This is a genomic window from Streptomyces sp. NPDC052079, from assembly GCF_040680275.1.
Classification (GTDB): Bacteria; Actinomycetota; Actinomycetes; order Streptomycetales; family Streptomycetaceae; genus Streptomyces.
On sequence record NZ_JBFAWL010000002.1, the window covers coordinates 213,115 to 239,128 of the forward strand.

A 26,014-nucleotide genomic window follows, 5' to 3' on the forward strand; every position below is an offset into this window, starting at 1 on the left:
CGACGTTACGTCACGCCTTCACCGCGCAGCGTCACCCACACGCGTGATTCTTGTTTACACCCGGCCGCCGTTGACATGCGCCAACTCCCGCACCCCCACCTTCGTCCGCGTCGCCACCAACTGCCCGTCCTGCGGGTAGGCGTGCCAGGTCCGCCAGTGCACCTGGCCCTCGTGCCGCTGGGCGAGCATCGCCGTGAACGCGTGCGGATTGCCGGGGAAGACACCGGCCAGGCCCTGCGGATGGTCGGAGACCAGGGCGAGCAGCTCCTGGGCGCGCCCGGCGAAGGACCCCGGGGGAAGCACCTCGACCCGGGCGGCGAACTCGTACTCCCAGTCCCCCACCCGCTTGGCCACGCCGAGCGGAAGCGGCGTGCTGCTGTCCGGAATGCATGCCACCGTCTCGGAACACAGGCCCCGCTCCTCCTCCACCAGCACCTGGTGGGACGCGCCCAGCAGCCGCAACTGGAGCTTGGCGCCGCTCAGTTCGAGGTCGAGCGTGGCCAGCGCGGGAAGCGGCTCACGCCCCAGCGCCCAGGCGAGGTCGGCCGCGCGGGTGTCGGAATAGGCGGTGTTCAGGGTCGTGAGCATGGATCGGCTCCGCAAGCACACAAGGAGAGGGAGATAAGGGTCCGCGCACCCCGGCCGCACCGGAGAACTCGGCCCGTCAGCCCGGTCGCCCGGCCGGAAGAAGGGTCCGCGGGGGGTCCGAGGGCTGCACTGGTGATTTATAGGGAATCATGAACTGTGGCGCCACCACAGCGTTTTTACCCAACTTCGTGGGCTTTCCATCCCCTCGGGGGCTCCCCAGCTCAACTGTTCAACCCGTGAATACGCCCCCGAGTGACGGCGTACGCCCCACCCCGCACCACCCCCCGATGCCAACCGGAACCGGACTGCGCGCCACCGCTCCACGCCGGAGCGGGGCCCGCCCCAGGTGCGGGCCCCGCCGTCGCGGATGCGTCATCTCCCGAAGTGGAGCCGCGCTGCCCCGTGTCAGCCGCCTCCACCGCCGCATCCGCCCCCTCCGCAGGACGACCCGCCTCCGCAGGACGAGCCTCCACCGGAGGACGATCCACAGCCGGCACCCCCGCCGCCCCCGAGTGCGCCGGCCCACCAGCCCTCGCCGCCGCCCCCGTGCCCACCGGCCGACAAGCCCTCGCCGCCGTTCCTGCCGCGGCGGCGTCCGGACCTGCCGGCCGGCTTCCGCTCCGCCCTGCGGGCCGAGTTGCGTACGCCGAACCAGCCGACCCCGAAAAACAGCACAGCGAGCCCGATCGAGATGACGCCGATGCCCATGGCCCCACTCCCCTTCCGTCCCCCGTGATCCCCCGAAGCACCCCCCGTGGGCACCTCGCTCACGTGCGTGACCGGGAGATGCCCCCCGCCCGCGCGGCCCAAAGCAGAGTTGAGGAACTTCTGAGGGTGGACCGTCCTGGTCTCACCGGGCCGGTCCGGGACTCCGCTGTTGGGGTGGGGTGTGTGGCCTGCCCGGCACCGCGGGGTTATCCATCTACGGGTGTCCCCTGATGCCCGCGTGCCGAAGAGAACGGATAACCCCTCATGCGCGTCCCCCTGCGCCTGATCGCCCCGGTCCTGCTCGCCGTCGCCGGTGCGATGGCCTCGACGGCTCCCGCCACCGCGGTGCCCGACCCCATCGCGACGATCACCTGCCTGACCGATGCCGCCGGGGTTGAGCCCGCCGACCCGGCGACTCTCCTCGATCCGGCGGACCTCTTCCATGCCGAAGGGCCCGTGACGACGTGCCTCGCCCCCTGACCCACCCTCCCGGCGGGCGCCCGTACACGAAGGCGAGTTGAGGAACCCCGGGGCTCCGGCGCAGGATGGCCGCCATGACCTCCAGCGCGCGCCCTCTCCTGAACCGCCGGCTCGCCGAGTTCGGGACGACGATCTTCGCCGAGATGTCCGCCCTGGCCCTGCGGACCGGCTCCATCAACCTGGGCCAGGGCTTCCCCGACACCGACGGCCCCGAGGAGGTCAGGGAGGCCGCCGTACGGGCCCTGCGCGACGGCCGCGGCAACCAGTACCCGCCGGGCCCCGGCATCCCCGAGCTGCGCACCGCTGTCGCCGCGCACCAGCAGCGCCGCTACGGCCTGTCCGTCGACCCCGACACCGAGGTCCTGGTCACCGCCGGCGCCACCGAGGCGATCGCCGCCTCCCTGCTGGCGCTCGTCGAGCCCGGCGACGAGGTGATCGCCCTGGAGCCGTACTACGACTCCTACGCCGCCTGCATCGCCATGGCGGGCGGCACCCGCGTCCCCGTCACGCTCCGTCCCAGCAAAGGCCGCTTCCGCCTCGACCTCGACGAGCTGCGCGACGCGGTCACCGACCGCACCCGCCTGCTGCTGATCAACACCCCGCACAACCCGACCGGCACGGTCCTCACCCGTGAGGAACTGACCGCGATCGCCGAGCTGGCCGTGGAGCGGAACCTTCTCGTCGTGACCGACGAGGTCTACGAGCACCTAGTGTTCGACGACGCCGAGCACATCCCCCTGGCGTCCTTCCCCGGCATGCGGGACCGCACGGTCACCATCTCCAGCGCGGGCAAGACCTTCTCCTTCACCGGCTGGAAGGTCGGCTGGGTCACCGCCGCCCCGGAACTGGTCACAGCGGTCCGCTCCGCCAAGCAGTACCTGACCTACGTCTCGGCCGGCCCCTTCCAGTACGCGGTCGCGGAGGCCCTCGCCCTGCCCGAGTCGTACTTCGAGGACTTCCGCGCGGACATGCACGCCAAGCGCGACGTCCTTGCGGCGGGCCTGGAGGAAGCCGGCCTCACCGTCTACCGCCCCTCCGGCACCTACTTCATCACCGCCGACATCCGCCCCCTCGGCGAGTCCGACGGCATCGCCTTCTGCCGCGCCCTCCCGGAACGCGCGGGCGTCGTCGCCATCCCCACGGCCGTCTTCTACGACCACCAGAACATGGGCGCACCCTTCGTCCGCTTCGCCTTCTGCAAGCAGCGACACGTGTTGGAGGAGGCCGCCGCCCGTCTCAAGAGCGCGGGGCGCTGACGTCAGCCCGCTGCCAGAAGGAGTTCCCCGGCCCGGTGGTGGTCGCGGCAGTCGCGGCAGCGGCCTGGTTGCGGTGCGCGGAAGGCGCGGTCGCAGCCGTCGCAGGTCTGGAAGGGCGGTACGGCCGGGCGGCCGACGGGCTCCGGGGGCGGCGGGGCGGGCAGTGGGGTCTCGCGGAGGCGGAAGGCGAGGAGGCCCGCCGGGCGGGTCAGGAAGCGGTCGGGGAGCCCCGCTGTGAGCGTTCTGGTGATCTGGGCGGGGGCGACACCGGCCGCCAGCCACGCCGTGACGGCGGGCGCCAGCCTCACGGCCTCCCGTTGGGACAGCACGAGGCGTGCATCGACGTGCCGGAGGGACGCCAGGACGGCGACCGCCTGCGGGTCCGCTTCGGCGAGTGCCACCGGCGACTCCTCTCGCGCGACCACGGCAGGGGTCTGCTCGGCTGCGGGCGGCTTACGAGGGCGGGGCGGGTCCGGCGGACCGTCCGGGTCCGGCTGCGGGGTCCCACCGGGAACGTCGTAGAAGTAGGTCCGCGTACGGATCTGCCCCGACGGCATGCGCTCGCGGCGGCGCTCCAGGTACCCGGCGGCCTCCAGCTCCCTCAGCGCCCGCGAGATCAGGATCTCGCCCTCGGTGAAGTGCGCGCACAGGGCGGCGATGGTCACGGGAGTGCCGCTGGGCAGGGACAGGATGTACACCGCGACGCCGACGGTGACCGCGCTGCCGCGCCGCTGCGCGAGGGCGTTGGCGACGACGGTGAAGTCGGCCGTGAGACGGGTGCGGACGTGGATCACGCCGGTGGTCGGAGCCCCGGCGTCGGCGCGCAGGCGCGCGTTAGACTGCGAGTCAGCCATTGGGAAGGTGTAGCTTCCTGATCGGTCAGGCCCTCGTTCGGGATGCCAGTCCCGGCCGGGGGCCGTATCTGTTTGCGGTTGTCGCGGCGAACGTAACGGCCCGTGTCCCGCACCTGCAAGCCGGTCACTCGCACGAGTGAAGCGCGCCGTCCGGCGGGGAGGGTGGGCGGGTGGGTAGTTCTTTCTCCCGGTTCTTTAGGGAGGTCAGCGGCCCACCGCACCCTCGCGGACGAGGAAGCGGTGGGCTCGGCCGATCAGGGACGACGGGACTTAAGCCGGTCCAATTGCCCGTGCATCACCGAACGGCCGCCGACCGGGCGCCGGAGCACCGCCTCGTTGAGGGCCAGACCCCGCCTTCTCCCAAGCGATCGAGAAAGCGGGCATGAGAGAGCCCGGCACCGTGACCGGCCGGGTGGGCCGGTCTGCGGGCCGGGCTGGGGGGCTGGGGGTCCCCTACGGCGTGCGCCTGGCCGGCGCCGCCGCTCGCGCGGGAGGGCGCTTACGCGTCGTCGTCGGGCTTGTCCGCGTCGTTGATCTCCTGCTCCAGGCCGAGCTGCTCGACGAGCCACTTGTCGAACTCGATCGCGGCGCGCACCCAGCTCACCGTCGACGAGACGAAGTGCTCCAGGCTGACGCCCATGCCGACCAGCATCTGCGCCTCACCGATGAGACGAACCGTGCCGTCGTCATGGGTGTGGGTGTAGACCTTGGGCCACAGCGTGCGCCGGTTCCAGTCGTCGATCGACTCGAGCAGCTGCGGCTTCTCGTCGATCTTGTGCGGCCGGTCGTAGAACGTCCGGACGGAGAAGATCTGCTGGTCGCCCTCCCCGCGGAACATGAAGTAGGTGCGGAACTGCTCCCACGGCGCCGCGAGGTCACCCTCTTCGTCAACGACGTACTTCAGCTCCATCTGGTCGAGGAGCTGCTTCACGAGGTCCTGATCCGGGACGACGGGGCCCGCCGGCCCTTGGGGCTGCGGCTCGGGCTGCTGGCCCCCGAAATTCGGAATCGAGGACGGGTCGATGGTCACCGTGAATTTCCCTTCGTACGGATCCCGCCATCCTCCCCCATGCGGGGAGGGGGGTGGCAAGCCCCGACGGGCCTGTCAGCCGAGGGCTGACTCGATCCGGTCAATCCCGAAGTACCCGGTGCGGCCCGGGCCCAACGCCCCGGAGGGACATCGGGCCCGGAAAACGGAATCCTCGCTCACAGTGACTGGCCGGTCGCCGGACCCACCAGCAGCTCGTCCTCGAAGCGGTCCACCCGAACCGTGTCGCCGTCCTTGACCTCTCCGGCCAGGATCTCCTTGGCGAGGCGGTCGCCGATGGCCGTCTGGACGAGACGGCGCAGCGGGCGGGCGCCGTAGGCCGGGTCCATGCCCTCCTCGGCCAGCCAGGCCAGCGCCTCCGGGGTGATGTCCAGACTGAGCCGGCGTTCGGCGAGGCGGCGGGCCAGGCTCTCGATCTGGAGCCGCGCAATGCGTTCCAGCTCGGGCTTGGTCAGGGCCGAGAAGACGACCAGGTCGTCGAGGCGGTTGAGGAACTCGGGCTTGAAGGAGGCCCGGACCACCTCCAGCACCTGCTCCCGCTTCTCCGCCTCGGTGCTGACCGGGTCGACCAGGTACTGGCTGCCCAGGTTGGACGTCAGCACCAGAATGGTGTTGCGGAAGTCCACGGTGCGGCCCTGGCCGTCGGTGAGCCGGCCGTCGTCGAGCACCTGGAGCAGGATGTCGAAGACCTCCGGGTGGGCCTTCTCCACCTCGTCGAGCAGGACGACGCTGTACGGGCGGCGGCGCACCGCCTCGGTGAGCTGGCCGCCCTCCTCGTAGCCGACGTAGCCGGGGGGCGCGCCGACGAGACGGGCGACGGAGTGCTTCTCGCCGTACTCCGACATGTCGATACGGACCATGGCCCGCTCGTCGTCGAAGAGGAAGTCGGCGAGCGCCTTGGCGAGCTCGGTCTTGCCGACACCGGTGGGTCCGAGGAAGAGAAAGGAACCGGTGGGGCGGTCGGGGTCGGCGATCCCGGCCCGGGAGCGCCGTACGGCGTCGCTCACCGCGCGGACGGCCTCGGTCTGGCCGATGAGGCGCTTGCCGAGCTCGTCCTCCATGCGCAGCAGCTTCTGCGTCTCGCCCTCCATCAGGCGCCCGGCCGGAATACCGGTCCAGGAGGCGACTACGTCGGCGATGTCGTCGGCGCCGACCTCCTCCTTGACCATGGTGTCCTTCGCGACCTCCTCCTCGGCCTCGGAGGCGGCCTCCAGGTCGCGTTCGAGGGTGGGGATCTCGCCGTAGAGCAGCTTGGAGGCGGTGTCGAAGTCGCCGTCGCGCTGGGCGCGTTCGGCCTGGCCGCGCAGTTCGTCGAGCTTCTCCTTCAGCTCACCGACCCGGTTGAGGGACTGCTTCTCCTTCTCCCAGCGGGCGGTGAGCCCGCGCAGCTCCTCCTCCTTGTCGGCGAGGTCGCGGCGGAGCTTGTCGAGACGTTCGCGGGAGGCGGCGTCGGTCTCCTTGCCGATCGCCAGCTCCTCCATCCGCAACCGGTCGACGGCGCGCTGCAGTTCGTCGATCTCCACCGGAGAGGAGTCGATCTCCATGCGCAGCCGCGAGGCGGCCTCGTCGACGAGGTCGATGGCCTTGTCGGGCAGGAAGCGGGAGGTGATGTAGCGGTCGGAGAGGGTCGCGGCGGCCACCAGGGCGCTGTCGGCGATCTGGACCTTGTGGTGGGCCTCGTAGCGGCCCTTGAGGCCGCGCAGGATGGCGATGGAGTCCTCGACGGACGGTTCGGCGACGAGGACCTGCTGGAAGCGGCGCTCCAGCGCCGGGTCCTTCTCGATCCGCTCGCGGTACTCGTCGAGGGTGGTGGCGCCGACCATGCGCAGTTCGCCGCGCGCGAGCATGGGCTTGAGCATGTTGCCGGCGTCCATGGCGGAGTCGCCGCCGGCGCCCGCGCCGACGACGGTGTGCAGCTCGTCGATGAAGGTGATGATCTGCCCGTCCGAGTCCTTGATCTCGGCCAGCACGGTCTTCAGCCGCTCCTCGAACTCGCCCCGGTACTTGGCGCCCGCGACCATGGCGCCCAGGTCCAGGGCGACCAGCCGCTTGTTCTTCAGCGACTCGGGGACGTCGCCCTTGACGACGCGCTGGGCGAGGCCCTCGACGACGGCGGTCTTGCCTACGCCCGGCTCACCGATCAGCACGGGGTTGTTCTTGGTGCGGCGGGACAGCACCTGCACCACGCGCCGGATCTCCTGGTCCCGTCCGATGACGGGGTCGAGCCTGCCCTCGCGGGCGGCGGCGGTCAGGTCGGTGCCGAACTTCTCCAGGGCCTTGTACTGGCCCTCGGGGTCGGGGGTGGTCACCCGGCGGCCTCCCCTCGTCTTCTGGAAGGCGTCCTGCAGCTTGATCGCGGTGGCGCCCTGCTGGGAGAGCACCTCGCCGGCGGCTCCGCCCTTGGCGGCGATACCGATGAGGAGGTGCTCGGTGGACAGGTACTCGTCGCCGAGGTCGCGGGCGCGCGCCTGGGCGTCCGCGATGACGGCGAGCAGTTCCCGGTTGGGCTGGGGCGGCGCCACCGTGGACCCGGTGACGCTCGGGAGGCCGGCGAGGACGCGTTCGGCCCCGGAGCGTACGGCCGCCTGGTCGGCGTCGACCGCGGCGAGCAGGTCCGTGATGTTCTCGTTCTCCTGCCCGGCGAGCAGGGCGAGCAGCAGATGGGCCGGGGTGAGGTCGGGGTGGCCCTCGGTCACGGCCCGATTGCCGGCGGCGGCCAGTGCGTCCCGGCTCCGGTTGGTCAGCTCGGCGTCCACGTGTCCGTTCTCCTTCTCGATGACCCTTCAGTGACCCTCAGCGGTCTTCGTGGCTGACTCGGTCAGGCTGCCTCGAACAGCGTACACAAACTTGAGTCCATTTCACTCAAGTTAGTGCCCGGGGTGGCGGCGGGGCTAGGTTCCGGTCCATGGCCACCACGTATGCGGTAGATCCGGGTGATCCGGACGCGTCGTACCTCAGCTTCTGGCGCGAAAAGCACCTGTGCACACTGACCACCCTCCGACCGGACGGCACCCCGCACCTGGTACCCGTCGGAGTGACATACGACCCCGAGGCGCGGCTTGCTCGGGTGATCGCGAACAAGGCGAGCGCGAAGGTGCGCCACGTACTGGCGGCGGGGGCGGAGGGCGCGCCCGTCGCGGCCTGCCAGGTGGACGGGCGGCGGTGGGCCACGCTGGAGGGACGCGCGGTGGTCCGCACGGAGCGGGAACACGTGGCGGAGGCGGAGCGGCGCTATGCGGAACGCTACGGACGGACGCCGTCGCCGAACCCCTCCCGGGTGGTCATCGAGATCGCGCTCACACGGGCGATGGGACGCGGATGAGAGGGGCGGCGCCGTACGCACCGCCGAGCGACGGCTTCCGGCCATCGCCCGATCCGTCCGATACCCGGAAATGTCCCCCAAAACTGCAGCGGCGTCACCGTGTTCAGGTCACGGTGACGCCGCTGCGGGGGGAAGCACCTGCGCGATCTGTTACGACGGGGGAATCGCGTCAGGCACTGCGGGGGGTGGCTGAGATGGTCCGGGAGGCGGGGGAGTCGGACTCCACCTGCCGATGGTCCCGCTGGTCCAGGTTCACAAAGATCATTCCGTACCGGATGGCACACCGGACGGGCTTCGGCGCCCCCCTGGGCCGGCGCAGGCACCGGTACGCCCGCACGTCGCCGTCCTCGTCCCGGGTGACGACCACGGGCTCACCGAAGACGGTCACCATCAACGAGTCACCGCTGTGGGGGATGGCGGTGACCAGGTCGATGAAGTGCCATCCGGACCGGTAGGCGGTCGCCATCTCGCGCCGGAAGGAACGGTCGTCAGGTGGGGTGGTCACGTCAGCTCCAGACGGTGTCTGCCGGGAGGTAGACCACGTCCTCGCCGTCACCCACGTCCTCGCCGTCACCCGCGCCCACGGCCCCACTCGACCATATGGTGTCGCCCTCCACGTCGCTCTGCGCGCCGGAAAGGCCACTCAGCGCACCGAAGGCCACAACGGCGGAGAAGGCGGCGACAAGCACCGAGCGAAGCATTCTCTTACGCATAGTCGGCTTCGTCCTCACTCGAAGGTCCCCTTTTCCCCCGTCAAGTAAGACGATGGCTCATTCCGGCACGTCATGGCCACACGATCGGTGCATCATGTTCCTGCATGTTCAGGAGCCTGGGGGGTGGAGATTTGTCAACGAATCAGACCAAAGCCGTACATCCCCATCCCATGACGGAGCTGTGTGCGGAAGGAAGTCGTCTGTACGCGAACGCTCTGCGCACGGGACGTATCCCCCGGGCGGAGGCCGAAGCCGCACCCTGCCTGGTCGACTTCTCCCTGCTCCACCCCGACCCTGACGACCCCGACTGGCTGCGCCCCGTCCCGCCCTCCGTCGTCCTGGCCCAGCGTCTCGACCCGATCGAGCGTGAGATCACCGAACGCAGGCGGCTGACCATGGAGTTGGCGGAGACGTTCGAGCCCTTCATAGGGCTCGGCGCGCCCCTGACGGAACCGGTCCACTCCATCACTGTGCTCGAAGGACTCGACCGCATCAACGAGGCGCTCGACCTCGCGACCTCCCAGTGCCGGCACGAAGTCCTCACCGTCCAGCCGAAGAACCGTCACCCGCAGCAGCGCCTGATCGAGGCGCTGGAGCGCGACCGGCCCCTCATCGAACGCGGGGTGCGCATCAGGACGCTCTACCAGCACACCGCACGGTACAACCCCGAACGCATCGCCTGGACCGAGCAGTTCGCCGACGGCAAGGTGGAGTACCGCACCATCGACGAGCTCGTGGAACGCCTCATCATCTGCGACGACACCGTCGCCTTCATCCCCGTCCGGGACGACCGCCAGGTCGCCCTCGAACTGCGCCACCCCGGCCTGGTCCGCTACCTCATCAAGGTCTTCGAGTTCATGTGGGGCCGGGCGGTCCCGCTCACCGCCGGCACCCCGTACGAGACCGCCCCGGACGGCCTCACCGACATCCAGCACTCGATAGCCAAACTGCTCGTCGAGGGACACGTCGACGAGGCCATCGCGCGCCGCCTCGGCATGAACGTCCGCACGTGCCGGGCGCACATAGCGAAACTGGCCACCGCGCTCGGCAGCGGCAGCCGTGCCCAACTGGGGTATCTGATCGCACAGTCGGGCATTCTCGAGCAGGACCACTGACCGGCGGCGACCAGCATGAGCGGCGACGCGCCACACGAGGCCACCGAGGCGGTGCGGGCGGAGGCACTGGACCTGTACGCCCGCGCCCTGGACGAGGGCCACCTGCCCGCCGCGACGGACGCGCAGGCGCCCCTCCTGCTCCCCCTCGGCCTCCTCCCGCGCGGGAGCACATCGCCAAGCTCGCCACGGTGCTGGCAGCTCGGCTACCTCATCCGGCGGTCGGGGATCCTCGACCAGGGGGAATGACCACCGGCGGCCGTGCGCCGTCCAGCCCCGCCTGTGCGATCCGCACCCCCAGCTGCGTACGGCTGGCCGCCCCCAGCGTCTCCGAGAGGCGGGCGATGTGCGCCCGGCACGTCCGCACGCTGATGCCCAGGCGTTCCGCGATCACCGCGTCCTGGTGGCCCTCCGCGAGCAGCGCCGCGATGGACTGCTCCCGGTGCGAGATGCCCTCGATGCCGGTGTCGGGCAGCGGGGCGGTCAGCGGGATGGCGAGCCGCCACAGCCGCTCGAAGACCGTGCCCAGGTACTCCACCAGCGCCGGGTGGCGCAGCTCCAGCGCCATCGTGCGCTCGGCGTTGGCGGGGATGAAGGCGACCGTGCGGTCGAAGAGGATCAGCCGCTCGATCACCTCGTCCAGCGTGCGCGCCTCCACCGCGTCGCCCATCAGCTCCAGGTAGGAGAGCAGCCCGTGCCCGTGCCGGGCGACATGGGTGTACAGGTCCCGCATCCGCACGCCCCGCCCGCGCAGCGCCATCGCCCGGTGCAGGCCCTCCGACAGCTCCGCCTCCCGCCGGATGCCGCCGGGCTGGACGGTGAGCACCTCGCTCGTGCACGCCTGGGTCGCCTCGTCCATGGCGGCCTGGATCCGTGCGAGCCCGTCCAGCACCCGGATCGCCGGCCCCTCCGCCGCCGACGGCGCCGCGGGCAGCTGGCGGCCCAGACCGGCGTACCACTCGAACGCCTCCACGGCGGACCCGACCCGGCGCTGGCTCGCGCTCACCTCGTCGTACATCCCACGCAACAGCCGGGTCATGACCTCCTGCGGTGCGGTCGGCACGAGCCAGTCCATGTCGTCCGGGTCCGGGTGCAGCAGGGCCAGCTCCAGCAGGCACGGCACCGGTTCCGCCTCCCGGCGCGGCAGCCGTCCGCGCCGTACGGCCCGGGAGTACACGCGATCCCCGGCCTCGCACAGTCGGTCAGCACCGTGTGGATGCCCGTCCATCCCACCCCCGGTTCCAGCTCCTCGGTCGGTCGGCCCGCCTCAAGTGCCAGCGCTTTCCGCAGGCGCAACTATGCGCGGACCGTCCCCGCTCCCGCAACGTGACCGCACCCGCCCCACGCCCCGGAATACCACGGCTGGATGTGTGCGGTGAGGTGCTGATGGCGTGAAAAAGCCACCCGCCGGTCCGGGGACCGGGGGTGGCTGGAAGGCGATGGGCGGGGCTAGTTCAGCTTGAGTTCCGCGCAGGCCGCCTTCAGCTCTGCCGTGCAGATGTCGGACACCTCGTAGATGTTGTCCGCGATGACGGTGTCCTTGATGTTGTCCTTCGTCAGGGCGACCACGGGGACGAGCTGCGCGGGGATGTCCTTGTCGGTGGGGCTGTCCACCCGTTCGCGGGTCAGCGCGTCGAACTGGATGTCCCGGCCCTGGACCTTCGCCACGGCCATCTCCGCGGCACTCTCGGCCTCGTCCGGGTAGGACTTGTACACGCTCATGTACTGGTCGCCGGTGATGATGCGCTGCACCGCCGCGAGTTCGGCGTCCTGGCCGGTGATCGGGGGCAGGTCGGTCACGCCGGCCGCCTCAAGGGCCTTGACGATGCCGCCCGCCATGCCGTCGTTGGCGGAGTAGACCGCCTCGATGTTCTCCGCGCCGATCGCGTTGATCGCCTCGGTCATGTTGGCCTGGGCGTTCTCCGGCTTCCAGTCCTTGGTGTCGTAGGACTTGGCGATCGTCACCTTGCCCTTGAGCTCGGAGAGCGCGCCCGCCTTGAACTGCTTGGCGTTGGGGTCGGTCGACGAGCCGTTCATCATCACGATCTTGTCGCTGATGCTGAGCTCGTCGCCGAACACCTCCAGCAGGGAACGGGCCTGCACCTCGCCGACCAGCTCGTTGTCGAAGGAGATGTACGCGTCGATCGGGCCCTCGGCCAGCCGGTCGTAGGCGATGACCGGGATGCCCGCGTCCTTGGCCTTCTGCACACCGTCCGCGATGGCGTGGGAGTCGACCGCGTCCAGCACGATGACGTCGACCTTGTCGTCGATCATCCGCTGCAGCTGGTTCGCCTGCTTGCCGGCGTCCGCCTCCGCGTTGGCGTACTCGACCTTGCCCTTGCTGTTGGTGAGGGACTCCACCTTCGCCTTGAAGATGGGGTAGTCGAACTCCTCGTACCGCGTGTTGGCCTTCTCCGGGAGCAGCAGTCCGAGGGTGATGTCGTTGCCCTTGGCCGGGCTTGCGTCGTCGCTGCTCTCCGTCGCGTTGAGCATGCCGCAGCCGGCGAGCATGACGGACATCGAGGTGGCGGCCACGGATATGGCGATACGACGCATGCGAGGGCTCACTTCAGGTGCGTTTTGGACGTGGGCACAGCTTTGCGACCCATGTGACCTGAAAAGCCAACGCTTCCGCCCCCATCGGAGTCAAGGGCGGCCACTTAACGAGAGGGACACGGCACGGTGCGCTAACTCGTGCAGGCCCTGCGAAGGCACAGCAAGGATCATCTGGATGCGCAGTCATACCATAGTCACAGATGTGGCCGGGCAGAAGAGAAGGGCCCCGGTGGACCAACGAGTTCGTCGGTCCACCGGAGCCCCATGCTCAAGATCGGCCGCCCGGTCAGTCGGTCTGCTGCCGCTTGGGCCGCCAGACCACCAGCGCGCTGGTCTGCTGCACATCCTGGTACGGCACCAGGTCGCGTCGGTACGAGGCGTGCACCGCGGCCTCGCGCTGACGCATCATCGCCGCGGCACCGTCCAGCGCGTCCTCCAGCTCGGCCACCCGGGCCTGAAGGGCGGCGACCTGGTTCTCCAGTTCGATGATGCGCTTGATTCCGGCCAGATTGATGCCCTCGGTCTGCGACAACTGCTGCACCTGACGGAGCAGTTCGATGTCACGGGCCGAGTAGCGGCGCCCCCGGCCGGCCGTACGGTCCGGGGACACCAGTCCCAGACGGTCGTACTGGCGCAGGGTCTGCGGGTGCAGGCCGGAGAGCTGGGCCGCCACCGAGATGACGTAGACCGGGGTGTCCTGGGTCAGTTCATACGGATTGCGTCGACGGCCTTCCATCTGAAATCAAGCTCCCTTCGCGGCCTGGAACAGCTCCGCCCGCGGATCCTCGTCCGCGGTCGCCTCGCGATACGCCTCCAGCGCGTCACGAGCCTTCCCCGACAGATCCTTGGGAACACTCACCTCGACGGTGACCAGCAAATCGCCACGGGTGCCGTCCTTGCGGACCGCGCCCTTGCCCCGCGCCCGCATGGTGCGGCCGTTGGGCGTGCCCGGCGGCAGCTTCAGCGTGACCGGCGGGCCGCCGAGCGTCGGGACCCGGACCTCGCCGCCGAGAGCCGCCTCCGCGAACGTCACCGGGACCGTGACGGTCAGATTGTCGTCCTTGCGGCCGAACACCGGGTGCGCGCCGACATGCACGACGACATACAGGTCGCCGGCCGGTCCGCCGCGCTCGCCCGGGGCGCCCTTGCCGCGCAGCCGGATCCGCTGCCCGTCGCTCACGCCCGCGGGGATGCGCACCTGCATCGTCCGCGAGGACTTGGCCCGGCCGCTGCCCTTGCAGACCTCGCAGGGGTCCTCCGCGATCAGACCGCGGCCCTTGCAGTCGGGGCACGGGTCGGTGAGCGAGAAGCCGCCGCCGGAGCCCCGCGCCACCTGCCCGGTGCCGACGCAGGTCGGGCACACGCGCGGTGTGCCGTTCTTGTCGCCCGTGCCCGAACAGGCCTTGCAGGCCGCCTGCGAGGACATCCGCAGCGGGACGGTCGCGCCCTCGATCGCCTCGGTGAAGCTGAGCGTCACCTCGGACTCGATGTCCTGACCGCGCCGCGGCTGGGTGCGCGTGGCCCCCGTGCCACCGCGGTTGAACAGGCCCCCGAAGACGTCACCCAGGCCGCCGCCGAAGCCGCCGCCCCCCTGGCCGCCGGGCTGACCCCCGAAGAGGTCACCCAGGTCGAAGTTGAAGGAGCCGCCGCCCGCGCCCGGCCCCGGACGGAACCCGCCGTTGCCGAACAACGCGCGCGCCTCGTCGTACTCCTTGCGCTTCTTGGGGTCACCGAGGACGTCGTTCGCCTCGGAGATCTCCTTGAACCGCTCCTCCGCCTTGGTGTTGCCCTTGTTGGCGTCCGGGTGGAACTCGCGGGCGAGCTTCCGGTACGCCTTCTTGATCTCGGCCTCGGTGGCGTCCTTGGGGACGCCGAGGACCTTGTAGTAGTCCTTCTCGATGAAGTCCTTGGTGCTCATCCCCGACGTCCCTCCTTCCCTGCGTCAGGTCCCGCGTCAGCCCTCGTCCGGGCCACCGCTCTCCTTGTTCTCCGATCCGTCCTGCGCCTCGGCGGGCTCCTCGGCCGGCTTGACCGTCTGCGCGCCCGGCTGCGGCTCGGCGACGGCCACCCGCGCGGGGCGGATGGTGCGCTCGCCGATGCGATACCCGGGCTGCAGGATCGCCACGCACGTCGTCTCGGTGACGTCCGGCGCGTAACTGTGCATCAGCGCCTCGTGGATCGTCGGGTCGAAGGGCTCGCCCTCCTTGCCGAACTGCTGGAGGCCCAGCTTGGCCACCGTGGTCTCCAGCGACTCCGCTACGGACTTGAAACCGCCGACCAGCTCGCCGTGTTCGCGAGCGCGGCCGACGTCGTCGAGCACGGGAAGCAGCTCGGTCAGGAGGTTCGCGACGGCGACCTCCTTGACCGCGACGCGGTCCCGCTCGACGCGGCGGCGGTAGTTCTGGAACTCGGCCTGGAGACGCTGGAGGTCCGCCGTGCGCTCGCTGAGCGCCGTGCGTGCCTGGTCGAGCTGCGCCACCAGGGCCGCTTCACGGCCCGGGTCCCCGGCCGGGGCCGCCGCGCCCTCCGCGGAGGGCGTGTCGGCGGCCTTCGGCTCGGCGTCGTCGGTGGGTGCGCCGGAGGGGACGTCGGGCTGCTGCGACTGCTCGTCGAAGCCCGGGGTCTCCTCGGTCACGCCGCACCGTCCTTCCGGTCCTCGTCGACGATCTCGGCGTCGACGACGTCGTCGTCGGCCTTGGCCTCCCCGGCACCCGCACCGGCGGACGCGCCGCCGGCCGCCTGGGCGGCCTGGGCGTCGGCGTACATCGCCTGGCCCAGCTTCTGGGAGACGGCCGCGACCTTCTCCGTGGCGGTGCGGATCTCGGCGGTGTCGTCGCCCTTGAGCTTCTCCTTCAGCTCGGCGACGGCGCCCTCGACCTCCGTCTTGATCTCACCGGGGACCTTGTCCTCGTTGTCCGCGAGGAACTTCTCGGTCTGGTAGACGAGCTGCTCGCCCTGGTTGCGGGACTCGGCGGCCTCGCGGCGGGCGTGGTCCTCCTCGGCGTACTTCTCGGCCTCCTGGCGCATCCGGTCGACCTCGTCCTTCGGCAGCGAGGAGCCGCCGGTGACGGTCATCTTCTGCTCCTTGCCGGTGCCGAGGTCCTTCGCCGTGACATGCATGATGCCGTTGGCGTCGATGTCGAAGGAGACCTCGATCTGCGGGACGCCACGCGGCGCCGGCGGCAGACCGGTCAGCTCGAACATGCCGAGCTTCTTGTTGTACGCGGCGATCTCGCGCTCGCCCTGGTAGACCTGGATCTGCACGGACGGCTGGTTGTCCTCGGCCGTGGTGAAGATCTCGGAGCGCTTCGTGGGGATCGTGGTGTTGCGCTCGATCAGCTTGGTCATGATGCCGCCCTTGGTCTCGATGCCGAGGGACAGCGGGGTGACGTCGAGCAGCAGGACGTCCTTGACCTCGCCCTTGAGCACACCGGCCTGGAGCGCGGCGCCGATGGAGACGACCTCGTCCGGGTTCACACCCTTGTTGGCCTCCTTGCCGCCGGTCAGCTCCTTGACGAGCTCGGCGACGGCGGGCATACGGGTGGAACCGCCGACGAGAACGACGTGGTCGATCTCGTTGACCGAGATGCCGGCGTCCTTGATGACGTTGTGGAACGGCGTCTTGCAGCGCTCGAGCAGGTCCGCGGTGAGCTGCTGGAACTGGGCGCGGGTCAGCTTCTCGTCGAGGTGCAGGGGGCCCTCGGCGGAGGCGGTGATGTAGGGCAGGTTGATCGTGGTCTCGGTGGACGAGGACAGCTCGATCTTCGCCTTCTCGGCGGCCTCGCGCAGACGCTGGAGCGCCATCTTGTCCTTGCCGAGGTCCACGCCGTGGCCCGACTGGAACTGCTTGACCAGGTAGTCGACGACGCGCTGGTCCCAGTCGTCACCACCGAGGTTGTTGTCACCGTTGGTGGCCTTCACCTCGACGACACCGTCGCCGATCTCCAGCAGCGAGACGTCGAACGTACCGCCACCGAGGTCGAAGACCAGGATGACCTGCTCGTCCTTGTCGAGGCCGTACGCCAGGGCGGCGGCCGTCGGCTCGTTGACGATGCGCAGCACGTTCAGACCGGCGATCTCGCCGGCCTCCTTGGTCGCCTGGCGCTCGGCGTCGTTGAAGTACGCCGGGACCGTGATGACCGCGTCCGTGACCTTCTCGCCCAGGTACGACTCGGCGTCGCGCTTCAGCTTCTGCAGCACGAAGGCGCTGATCTGCTGCGGGTTGAAGGGCTTCCCGTCGAGCTCGATCTTCCAGTCGGTGCCCATGTGACGCTTGACCGACCGGATGGTCCTGTCGACGTTCGTGACCGCCTGGCGCTTGGCCACCTCGCCGACGAGCACCTCACCATTCTTGGCGAAGGCGACGACGGACGGCGTGGTCCTGGCGCCCTCGGCGTTGGTGATGACGGTGGGCTCGCCGCCCTCCAGAACGCTGACGACGGAGTTAGTCGTGCCCAGGTCGATGCCGACCGCACGTGCCATTTCAATTCCTCCAGCTGACTTGAGTGGAACGGACTCAAGCATGCATGACGCCCGCCGCACGGTCAACGGAGCTGAGTCGGGCGGACTCAAGTCTTATCCGTTCCTTACGCGCAACTGCCCCGTGACCTGCGACGACGCGCTGGAAGATCGTTGACGGGGACGGAATACGGGGGTGACGGGAAGGCGTACGAACGCCAGGACGACCACCGCGGCGACCGCCGCCACCCACAGCACCGCACCCCCGGACAGCCGTCCGGTGTGCACGCCCACTCCCACCAGTACCCCGCCCAGCGAGGCCACACCGAGCAGGACGGCCACCGCGCGGGAGGCGACCCCCAGCCGTCGCAGCCGGTGCCCGAGATGGTCCGGCCGGCCACGCGTCACCGGCCACCGGGCCAGCCGCCGCGCGAGCACCACCAGCATGGCGTCCGCGCACGCCACCGCGGTCAGCGCGTACAACACGCCCGCACCGGCCCCGATCCCCTGCCCGGCCCGTACGAACACCGCCGCCGAGGCGATCACGAACCCCGCGAACAGCGAGCCGCCCGCCCCGAGCGCCACCCGCGCGGGATGCCAGTTGTGCAGCAGGAACCCGGCGAGCGCGGCGGCCAGCACGCTCAGCAGCACCGCGACCCCGTCCATCAGCTCGGACGCCGCACAGGCCGCCACGCCGAACGCGGTCACCGTCCCCACCGTGCCCGCCACCCCGTCGGCATGATCCAGCCCCCGGAAGGCGGCGGTGACGGCGACGACCCACCCCGCGGCGAGAAGCCCGCCCGGCACCCCGGTCCACTCGTACGGCACGACGAGCGCCGCCGCCACGGCCGTACCGGCCAGGGGGACCCACCAGCGCAGCCGCCACAGGTCGACCGCGAGCCCGAGCGCGCCGACGCACGCCCCCGCGGCCAGCAGCCGCCCCACCCCCGTTCCGAGCGGCGCGAGACCGGCCGCGTCCCCGGCGGCCGCGAGCAGGCCGGTGACCAGGCCGACGGCCAGTCCCCCGGACAGCGGCACCGGGCGCCGCCGTCTGCGGTCCAGGATCCCCAGGCGCAGGAGGGGGACCCGCAGCAGTCCCGTGAGAAAGGCGGACAGCAGCAGGGCGGTGGTGGCGGCGGCGATCCCGTAGAGCACGGATATAAGTTAGGGGCGTATGGACCGATTTCGCGCGAATAACACGATCGGATCCCGGACGCCATCCGGGACACCCCCGAAGGGCCGCCCGGGCCGCCTCGGTAGGCAACCCTCAGCGATTCAGATCACCCCGTGCCCGGCTACAGTGCGGCCGGGGATCGGGGTAGTCTCAGACGGACCGCATAAGTTACCGCTTAGTAATCTCGGGTAAACCGTAGTGGAGCCCCCGAGAACATCCGGAAAATCCCTCTCCAAACCCCTCGCAGGCCCGAGGAGCCCCCATGCAACTCGCCGCGATCATCGTGTCGCTGGTCCTGACCGTGGTCGGCGTTGCGCTGCTCGCACGCGCGATCGGCCAGTTCGTCCGGTACTTCAAGCTGGGCCAGCCGGTCCCGGCCGGCGCCCGGACCGACAATCCCTACCAGCGCAGTGTGACCCTGGTGCGGGAGTTCCTCGGCCACACCCGCATGAACCGGTGGGGCATCGTCGGGATCGCCCACTGGTTCGTCGCCGTCGGCTTCCTGACACTGCCGCCGACCCTCGCCCAGGCCTTCGGCCAGCTCTTCCAGGCCGACTGGGTGCTGCCGGTCATCGGCGGCTTCCTGCCGTTCGAGATGTACATCGAGTTCATCGGCGTGATGACCGTGCTCGGCATCGCCGTGCTCATCGTCATCCGGCTGCTGAGCCTGCCGTCCCGCCCGGGCCGCAAGTCCCGCTTCGCCGGCTCCAAGGCGGGCCAGGCGTACTTCGTCGAGTACGTCATCCTCACCATCGGCCTGGCCATCTACGTGCTGCGCGGCCTGGAGGGTGCCCTGCACCACGTCGACGGCTACGAGGCGTCGTACTTCGCCTCCTACCCGCTGGTGCTCGCCTTCGACAACCTGTCCGTCGGCACGCTGCAGAACCTGGTCTACCTGGTCGCCATGATCAAGATCGGGACCTCGTTCATCTGGATGATCGTGGTCTCCCTCACTCCCAACATGGGTGTGGCCTGGCACCGCTTCCTCGCCTTCCCCAACATCTGGTTCAAGCGCGAGGCCGACGGCGGCACCGCCCTGGGCGCGCTCCAGCCCATGACGTCCGGCGGCAAGCCCATCGACTTCACCGACCCCGGTGACGACGACGTCTTCGGCGTCTCCCAGGTCGAGCAGTTCTCCTGGAAGGGCCTGCTGGACTTCTCCACCTGCACGGAGTGCGGCCGCTGCCAGTCGCAGTGCCCCGCCTGGAACACCGGCAAGCCCCTCTCCCCCAAGCTCCTGATCATGTCCCTGCGCGACCACGCGCACGCCAAGGCCCCCTACCTGCTGGCCGGCGGCGGCAAGACCATGGAGGGCGAGGAGAAGGCCTCCGAGGAGCAACTGGCCGGCGTCCCCGCCGCCGCCCTCGCCGAGGCCGAACGCCCGCTGATCGGCACCGCCGAGGAGAACGGCGTCATCGACCCCGACGTCCTGTGGTCCTGCACCACCTGCGGCGCCTGCGTCGAGCAGTGCCCCGTCGACATCGAGCACGTCGACCACATCGTCGACATGCGCCGCTACCAGGTCATGATCGAGTCCGCGTTCCCCTCCGAGGCGGGCACGATGCTCAAGAACCTGGAGAAGAAGGGCAACCCCTGGGGCCTGGCGAAGAAGCAGCGCCTGGAGTGGACCAAGGAGGTCGACTTCGAGGTCCCGGTCGTCGGCAAGGACATCGAGGACCTGTCCGAGGTCGAGTACCTGTACTGGGTCGGCTGCGCCGGCGCCCTGGAGGACCGCGCGAAGAAGACCACCAAGGCCTTCGCGGAGCTCCTCCACATCGCGGGCGTCAAGTTCGCGATCATGGGCGGCGACGAGAAGTGCACCGGTGACTCCGCCCGCCGCCTCGGCAACGAGCCCCTGTTCCAGGAGCTCGGCATGGAGAACGTCTCCGCGCTGAACATGGCCTTCGGCGAGGAGACGGACGACGACGGCAACGTCACGGAGGAGTCGAGGAAGCCCAAGTCGGCGAAGAAGATCGTCGCCACCTGCCCGCACTGCCTCAACACCCTCGGCAACGAGTACCCGCAGCTCGGCGGCGACTACGAGGTCATCCACCACACCCAGCTGCTCCAGCACCTGGTGGACGAGGGCAAGCTGATCCCGGTCACCCCGGTCGAGGGCCTCATCACCTACCACGACCCGTGCTACCTGGGCCGCCACAACAAGATCTACACGCCCCCGCGCGAGATCATCGGCAAGGTCCCGGGCCTGCGCAACGAGGAGATGCACCGCCACAAGGAGCGCGGCTTCTGCTGCGGCGCCGGCGGCGCCCGGATGTGGATGGAGGAGCGGATCGGCAAGCGCATCAACAACGAGCGCGTCGACGAGGCGCTGGCGCTGAACCCCGACATCGTCTCCACCGCCTGCCCGTTCTGCCTGGTCATGCTGACCGACTCGGTCAACGGCAAGAAGAACGACGGCGAGGCCAAGGAATCCGTTCAGGTCGTCGACGTGGCCCAACTGCTGCTGGAATCCGTCAAGACCCCGGTCGACCCGGCCGGCGAGGAGGAGAACGAAAACGCTCCGGAGCCGGAGCCGGTGAAGTAACCGGCCACGCGTCGAGGAAGGGGCCACCCGGCAGGGCGGCCCCTTCGCCGTACCCGGACGCCGCCTCCGCCGTCCGCGATCCGCGGGCAGTCGTGCCGCTGGGGCGGCACGGGTGGGCGCGACGGCACCCCGCGAGCGCCGGGCTGCGCAACCCACCCCCGGCCGGCACCCACACGGGCGCCGGTACCCACCCGGGGTTGCGAACCCACATATCCGCGCGGCCCCTCCGCGTGCGCGCCCGGGCCACCCATCACCGCGTCCGGGCGGCCCCTTCACCATGACCGGGGTGCCCCATCGCCGAGAGCCTGCCTCCGCGGCCCACTGCCGCTCCCGCGATCCGCGGGCAGTCGTGCCTCCCCCAGTGCCTTAAGGGCCTGGGAGGTACCCCCAGGGCGATGGGGGTCCCCCCGCTCGAGCGAAGTCGAGAGTGGGGGAGGGTGGGCGCGACGGCACCCCGCGAGCGCCGGGCTGCGCAACCCACCCCCGGCCGGCACCCACGCGGGCGCCCGTACCCACCCGAGGTTGCGAACCCACGTATCCGCGCGGCCCTTCCCCGTGGCCGACGGCCCGCCCCCGGCACCGTCAACCGAAATTGACCGAACAGACGTACAACCCTCCCGACCCCCTGCCAGTCTCATGATCGCCGAGCCTCCACTGACCCGCGGGACAACTCCCGGCGAACCCGGACGCCCCGGCACCTCATCGACTCCGGATGCCCGCCAGGCATCCCTCGCATGCCGCAGGGAGAACCCGCATGCACCGACGCACGAGACTCGCCCTCGCCTCGGCCACCGCCGTCGCGCTCACGGGCGGTCTGCTCACCTTCGTCGCCTCGCCCGCGACGGCCGCCGACTCCACGCACGTCGCGATGGCCGACTTCAACGGCGACGGCCGGGGCGACGTGGCCACCTCGGTCCTGGGCGCCCAGGTCGCCGGCAAGCCCGCGGCCGGACAGTTCGCCGTCCTCTACGGCACCTCCACCGGAGTGTCGTCCGCCAAGCGCCACACCATCAGCCAGAACACCAGCGGCGTCCCCGGCGGCGCCGAGACCGGGGACAACTTCGGCTACGACCACGCCTACGCCGACTTCAACGGAGACGGCTACGACGACGTCGCCGTCTCCGCCCCGTACGAGGACCTCGGCAGCGACAAGGACGGCGGCCTCCTCACCATCCTGTGGGGCTCGGCCTCCGGCATCACCGGCAAGAGCATCACCGTCAACGACCCGGCCCCCTCCTCCCACGACCTGTGGGGCAAGAACCTCGCCGCCGGCGACTTCGACGGCGACGGCAAGGCCGACCTCGCCGTCGGCACCGACCACGCCACCCTCCACATCTTCAAGGGCGGCTTCACCACCACGGGCAAGTTCGGCGGCCGCTACACCGTCACGCCGCCCATCCAGAGCGCCGAGGCCGACGGCCCGCTCAACCTGACCGCCGGTGACGTCGACGGCGGCGCCACCGACCTGGTCGTCGACGGCTTCGAGACCACCTCCGAGTACGGCTGGAACCGCAACTTCTTCCTCCCCGGTTCCCCCACCGGCCTGAAGGCGTCCGCGGCCAAGTCCCTGAAGCCCGGCGTCATCACCGCGATCGGCGACATCGACAAGGACGGCTTCGGCGACATCGTCAGCGGCGCCTACTGGAACACCACCACCGAGGACGGCACGCCGATCCCCGACTCCGCCAAGGGCGGCAAGGTCTGGGTCACCTCCGGCTCGGCCTCCGGCCCGCTCACCTCCTCCGCCACCGGCATCACCCAGGACACCGGCAACGTGCCCGGCGGGTCCGAGGGCAACGACTACTTCGGCTACGAGCTCGACCTCGGCGACATCAACGCCGACGGCTTCCTCGACCTCGCCATCGGTGTCGCCGGCGAGAACATCGGCTCCGAGGCCGACACCGGCATGGTCATCATCCTCTACGGCACCGCCAACGGCCTGAACACCGCCTCCGGCGGCCAGTCCTTCCACCAGGACAACACCGGCGTCCCGGGCGGCAACGAGGACGACGACGCCTTCGGCCTGGACGTCAAGCTCGACGACGTCACCGGCGACGGCAAGGCCGACCTGATCGTCGGCTCCGCCGAGGACAAGGGCGACGGCGCGATGGTCTACATGCCGTCCAACGGCACGAAGATCACCACGAGCGGTTCCCGCTTCATCTCCCCGAGCGACTCGGGCATTTCCAGGACGGGCACCCCGTACTTCGGCTCCAACTTCGCCGACTGACCAAGCCCCGCGCCTCCGTCCTCCGTAGGACCCGACCGACCCGGTCCCCTACGGAGGACGGACAACGGGCCTGACGACCCCTTAGGGGATGTCACAGCTCGGCCGCAAAGCCCTGCCCGAAAGCCGGGGTCCGGCCCGCGACCGCCGGGGACCAGGTACGTTCGATGACGTGGCTGGATTCAGGATGGGACGCGGCCGGAACAACAACGGCGCTCCGCACGCGCGACCGCAACACCCCCCGCACGGGCAGCAGACGCCGCCGGGACCGTCGTACGGCTACCCGCAGGCGCCGCAGCCGCCGTCGTCGTACGGCAGCGGCAACGGGGGCGGCAGCCCCTGGCCGCAGGCGCACGGTGGACCCGGTGGCTACGGCGGTCACGGCGAGCCCGAGTACTTCGGCGACGGCGCCCACGGCGGCGCCCCGCACGACCCGTACGCGGCGAACAACCCGGGCCACACCCAGGCCTTCTCGATCAACGACGACCCCTACAACCAGGGCGACACGTACGCCGGCTCGGCCCCGCCGCCCGGACCGGTCGGCCCACGGCTGCACTGGAAGGACCTGCTGAAGGGCATCGTCCTGTCCCCGAGGCAGACGTTCCTCCAGATGCGCGACTACGCGATGTGGGGCCCCGCCCTCATCGTCACCTTCCTCTACGGCCTGCTCGCCGTCTTCGGCTTCGACGGCGCCCGCGAGGACGCCATTAACGCCACGCTCTCCAACGCGGTCCCGATCGTCCTGACGACGGCCGTCGCGATGGCGCTCAGCGCCTTCATCCTCGGCGTGGTCACCCACACCCTGGCCCGCCAGCTCGGCGGCGACGGCGCCTGGCAGCCCACGGTCGGCCTCTCCATGCTGATCATGTCCATCACGGACGCGCCCCGCCTGGTCTTCGCCATGTTCGCGGGCGGCGACGCCCCCTTCGTCCAGATGCTCGGCTGGGCCACCTGGGTCGCGGCCGGCGCCCTGCTCACTGTCATGGTCAGCCGCTCCCACGACCTGCCCTGGCCAAAGGCCCTGGGCGCGTCGGCGATCCAGCTGGTCGCGCTGCTGTCGATCGTAAAGCTGGGCACGTTCTGACCGACGTGGTGATGTGACGAAGGGGCTCCCTGCGGGAGCCCCTTCCTTCGTTGGGTGCCCACTCCCGCGGACGACGGCACTCCAGCGGCGGATGACGGGTGTGGGCGATGACGGCGTCCAGGCGTTCGCGCGCCGCGGTCAGCGGCAGGCCACGGTCAAGGCGGTGCCTCCGGCGGGGGATCGGTCGGCACCGGGATGGAGAGGCGCCTTTCCCGACTGCGGGACCGTAGTGGCGTGCGCGGAGAGCTCCCCTCACCCGGACGTCGGCCTGGAGGGGCGAGAAATGCTGGAAAGCGGGCGCTGCCGCGTCGGTCGTTCCTCACAGCTGACAACGCGCGGACCTGCCCGGATGGACATGACGTGCCTGTCCGGGAGCGAGACATGCAGCGTGGGTGCGATGCCCGCGGTCACGGAGGGTCCGATTACGGCGTGCACACGTTGGGCCACAGCCCTACGTTGGGAAAGCCGAGGTCGCAAAACCACCGAAATGACACCGGCACTTCCACGGCCGAGTCGCCGTGGACCAACAGAGGAGAGGGTCATGGCAAGTGGCAACCGCGCCGTCGTCTTCCACAACACGAGAGACATGCGCGTCGAGTCCCTGGACTTCCCGAAGCTCCAGATGCCGAACGGGAAAAAGGCCCCGCACGGCGTCATCCTCAGAATCGTCGCCACCAACATCTGCGGGAGCGACCTGCACATCTACCGCGGGTCCTTCCCGGTGCCCCAGGGCATGGTGATGGGGCACGAGATGACCGGGGAGGTCATCGAGGTCGGTCCCGACGTCGAGTTCCTCAGTGAGGGCGACCTCGTCTCCGTCCCGTTCAACGTCGCCTGCGGCCGATGCCGCAACTGCAGGGCACGCCGGACCGACGTCTGCGAGACCACGAACCCCAAGGTGGCCTGCGGAGCGTACGGCTTCAACCTGGGCGACTGGGCCGGCGGCCAGGCCGAGTACCTGTTCGTCCCGTACGCCGACTTCCAGCTCCTGCGCTTCCCGGACAGGGACCAGGCCATGGAGAAGATCCGTGACCTGGCGCTGCTCTCGGACATCCTGCCCACCGCGTTCCACGGTCTCATGGAGGCCGGCGCCAAGCCGGGCTCGACCGTGTACATCGCCGGCGCCGGCCCGGTCGGCCGCTGCGGCGCAGCAGCGGCGCGCCTCCTCGGGGCGTCCTGCATCATCGTCGGCGACCACAACAAGGAGCGCCTGGAGCTGGTGAAGAACAACGGCTGCGAGACGATCGACCTGAGCCAGGACGCAGCGCTCACCGACCAGATCGAGGCCATCCTGGGCGAACCCATGGTCGACTGCGCAATCGACTACGTCGGCACCGAGGCACACGGCATCGGCAGCGCGGCCGAGGACATGGACCCGGCCTACGCCATCAACCAGGTGATCGACGCGACCCGCGCCGGCGGAGCCACCGGAGTCATCGGCGTCTACGGCCCCGACCCGCTCGCGAAGTCGAAGCCCGAGCAAGAGGGAACGTACCCGATCGACTTCGGCAAGGCCTGGATCAAGTCGCCGCGGATCGCCGCCGGGCAGGCACCGATCATGCACTACAACCGCGAGCTGATGATGGCGATCCTGTGGGACCGCATGCCCTACCTGAGCGCCATGCTCAACACGAAGGTGATCAGCCTCGACGACGCCCCTGACGCCTACGCGACCTTCGACACGGGGGTGCCCGAGAAGTTCATCATCAACCCCCACGGCCTCATTCCCGCCTGAGGTCCGCCCGCCCGGCCGCAGTCCCCGTTCGGGGAGGCCACGGGCCGTACGGGGCTGCTCAGCAACGCCGACGAACGTCGACTCCTCCGCCGCTTGTCAGAAGGTTGACCAACGGACTGAGGGCAGCCCGTGCGGCACAAGCGCCGCAGCGACG

22 protein-coding genes are annotated in these 26,014 nt (G+C 70.2%); 9 read left to right on the top strand and 13 right to left on the bottom strand.

The features are described from left to right. Positions 1-54: 54 nt before the first annotated feature. On the bottom strand, positions 55-588 hold the full coding sequence (locus AB0L56_RS05415; protein ID WP_361036341.1) for a DUF2617 family protein: 534 nt from the start codon (positions 586-588) through the stop codon (positions 55-57). Between the two features lie 972 nt (positions 589-1,560). Between AB0L56_RS05415 and AB0L56_RS05420 the strand changes: the two genes are divergently transcribed. Both AB0L56_RS05420 and AB0L56_RS05425 read left to right on the top strand, forming a co-directional pair. After that, on the top strand, positions 1,561-1,776 hold the full coding sequence (locus AB0L56_RS05420) for a hypothetical protein (RefSeq protein ID WP_361036344.1): 216 nt from the start codon (positions 1,561-1,563) through the stop codon (positions 1,774-1,776). 65 nt (positions 1,777-1,841) lie between these two features. After that, positions 1,842-3,032 (top strand): pyridoxal phosphate-dependent aminotransferase, encoded by a 1,191-nt coding sequence (locus tag AB0L56_RS05425; RefSeq protein ID WP_365419249.1) that lies wholly within the window; start codon positions 1,842-1,844, stop codon positions 3,030-3,032. Positions 3,033-3,034: 2 nt separating this feature from the next. Here AB0L56_RS05425 and AB0L56_RS05430 read toward each other — a convergent pair whose 3' ends face one another. The 3 genes from AB0L56_RS05430 to clpB all read right to left on the bottom strand — a co-directional run bounded on the left by AB0L56_RS05430 (position 3,035) and on the right by clpB (position 7,690). After that, on the bottom strand, positions 3,035-3,886 hold the full coding sequence (locus AB0L56_RS05430) for a hypothetical protein (protein WP_365419252.1): 852 nt from the start codon (positions 3,884-3,886) through the stop codon (positions 3,035-3,037). 499 nt (positions 3,887-4,385) lie between these two features. Further along, the gene (locus AB0L56_RS05435; protein WP_361036356.1) at positions 4,386-4,916 is read right to left on the bottom strand and encodes a YbjN domain-containing protein; all 531 of its coding nucleotides are present in this window, start codon (positions 4,914-4,916) and stop codon (positions 4,386-4,388) included. Positions 4,917-5,092: 176 nt separating this feature from the next. Next, positions 5,093-7,690, bottom strand: a complete 2,598-nt coding sequence (clpB, locus tag AB0L56_RS05440; RefSeq protein WP_365419255.1) for an ATP-dependent chaperone ClpB — start codon at positions 7,688-7,690, stop codon at positions 5,093-5,095. 149 nt (positions 7,691-7,839) lie between these two features. Here clpB and AB0L56_RS05445 point away from each other — a divergent pair, with 149 nt between their 5' ends. Further along, complete coding sequence (locus AB0L56_RS05445; protein WP_365419258.1) at positions 7,840-8,256, top strand: pyridoxamine 5'-phosphate oxidase family protein; 417 nt, start codon at positions 7,840-7,842, stop codon at positions 8,254-8,256. A gap of 169 nt (positions 8,257-8,425) precedes the next feature. Here AB0L56_RS05445 and AB0L56_RS05450 read toward each other — a convergent pair whose 3' ends face one another. Beyond that, positions 8,426-8,722, bottom strand: coding sequence for a (2Fe-2S)-binding protein (locus AB0L56_RS05450; RefSeq protein ID WP_361036400.1), 297 nt, complete (start codon positions 8,720-8,722; stop codon positions 8,426-8,428). Positions 8,723-8,762: 40 nt separating this feature from the next. Beyond that, positions 8,763-8,957: a hypothetical protein gene (locus AB0L56_RS05455; RefSeq protein ID WP_361036403.1), complete on the bottom strand. Its 195-nt coding sequence runs from the start codon at positions 8,955-8,957 to the stop codon at positions 8,763-8,765. A gap of 182 nt (positions 8,958-9,139) precedes the next feature. Here AB0L56_RS05455 and AB0L56_RS05460 point away from each other — a divergent pair, with 182 nt between their 5' ends. After that, on the top strand, positions 9,140-10,084 hold the full coding sequence (locus AB0L56_RS05460) for a helix-turn-helix transcriptional regulator (protein WP_365419261.1): 945 nt from the start codon (positions 9,140-9,142) through the stop codon (positions 10,082-10,084). Positions 10,085-10,099: 15 nt separating this feature from the next. Next, a complete protein-coding gene (locus tag AB0L56_RS05465) occupies positions 10,100-10,330 on the top strand; it encodes a hypothetical protein (RefSeq protein WP_365419264.1) in 231 nt (76 codons plus the stop codon). Here AB0L56_RS05465 and AB0L56_RS05470 read toward each other — a convergent pair. The 7 genes from AB0L56_RS05470 to AB0L56_RS05500 all read right to left on the bottom strand — a co-directional run bounded on the left by AB0L56_RS05470 (position 10,293) and on the right by AB0L56_RS05500 (position 18,250). Next, positions 10,293-11,309 carry a helix-turn-helix transcriptional regulator gene (locus tag AB0L56_RS05470; RefSeq protein ID WP_365419267.1) on the bottom strand — a complete coding sequence of 339 codons (1,017 nt, stop codon included), beginning with the start codon at positions 11,307-11,309 and terminating at the stop codon, positions 10,293-10,295. The genes AB0L56_RS05465 and AB0L56_RS05470 overlap by 38 nt on opposite strands. A 221-nt stretch (positions 11,310-11,530) precedes the next feature. Beyond that, a complete protein-coding gene (locus AB0L56_RS05475; RefSeq protein WP_365419269.1) occupies positions 11,531-12,637 on the bottom strand; it encodes a substrate-binding domain-containing protein in 1,107 nt (368 codons plus the stop codon). A 286-nt stretch (positions 12,638-12,923) separates the two neighbouring features. Then, complete coding sequence (locus AB0L56_RS05480; protein ID WP_365419272.1) at positions 12,924-13,373, bottom strand: helix-turn-helix domain-containing protein; 450 nt, start codon at positions 13,371-13,373, stop codon at positions 12,924-12,926. Between the two features lie 6 nt (positions 13,374-13,379). Next, complete coding sequence (dnaJ, locus tag AB0L56_RS05485; protein WP_361036379.1) at positions 13,380-14,555, bottom strand: molecular chaperone DnaJ; 1,176 nt, start codon at positions 14,553-14,555, stop codon at positions 13,380-13,382. A 36-nt stretch (positions 14,556-14,591) separates the two neighbouring features. Continuing rightward, positions 14,592-15,272, bottom strand: coding sequence for a nucleotide exchange factor GrpE (gene grpE, locus AB0L56_RS05490; protein ID WP_365419275.1), 681 nt, complete (start codon positions 15,270-15,272; stop codon positions 14,592-14,594). Then, a complete protein-coding gene (dnaK, locus tag AB0L56_RS05495) occupies positions 15,269-17,119 on the bottom strand; it encodes a molecular chaperone DnaK (RefSeq protein ID WP_361036385.1) in 1,851 nt (616 codons plus the stop codon). Before dnaK ends, grpE begins: the two co-directional genes overlap by 4 nt. A gap of 93 nt (positions 17,120-17,212) precedes the next feature. Beyond that, complete coding sequence (locus AB0L56_RS05500) at positions 17,213-18,250, bottom strand: MraY family glycosyltransferase (RefSeq protein WP_365419278.1); 1,038 nt, start codon at positions 18,248-18,250, stop codon at positions 17,213-17,215. 281 nt (positions 18,251-18,531) lie between these two features. On the opposite strand from AB0L56_RS05500, the gene AB0L56_RS05505 reads away from it, so the two are divergent. From AB0L56_RS05505 to AB0L56_RS05520, 4 genes are all read left to right on the top strand, one after another. Next, a complete protein-coding gene (locus AB0L56_RS05505) occupies positions 18,532-20,814 on the top strand; it encodes a (Fe-S)-binding protein (RefSeq protein ID WP_365419281.1) in 2,283 nt (760 codons plus the stop codon). 754 nt (positions 20,815-21,568) lie between these two features. Next, positions 21,569-23,044 (top strand): VCBS repeat-containing protein, encoded by a 1,476-nt coding sequence (locus tag AB0L56_RS05510; RefSeq protein WP_365419284.1) that lies wholly within the window; start codon positions 21,569-21,571, stop codon positions 23,042-23,044. A gap of 88 nt (positions 23,045-23,132) precedes the next feature. Next, on the top strand, positions 23,133-24,125 hold the full coding sequence (locus AB0L56_RS05515; protein WP_365419287.1) for a Yip1 family protein: 993 nt from the start codon (positions 23,133-23,135) through the stop codon (positions 24,123-24,125). A 541-nt stretch (positions 24,126-24,666) separates the two neighbouring features. Continuing rightward, positions 24,667-25,860, top strand: a complete 1,194-nt coding sequence (locus tag AB0L56_RS05520) for an alcohol dehydrogenase catalytic domain-containing protein (protein WP_365419290.1) — start codon at positions 24,667-24,669, stop codon at positions 25,858-25,860. Positions 25,861-26,014 lie beyond the last annotated feature (154 nt).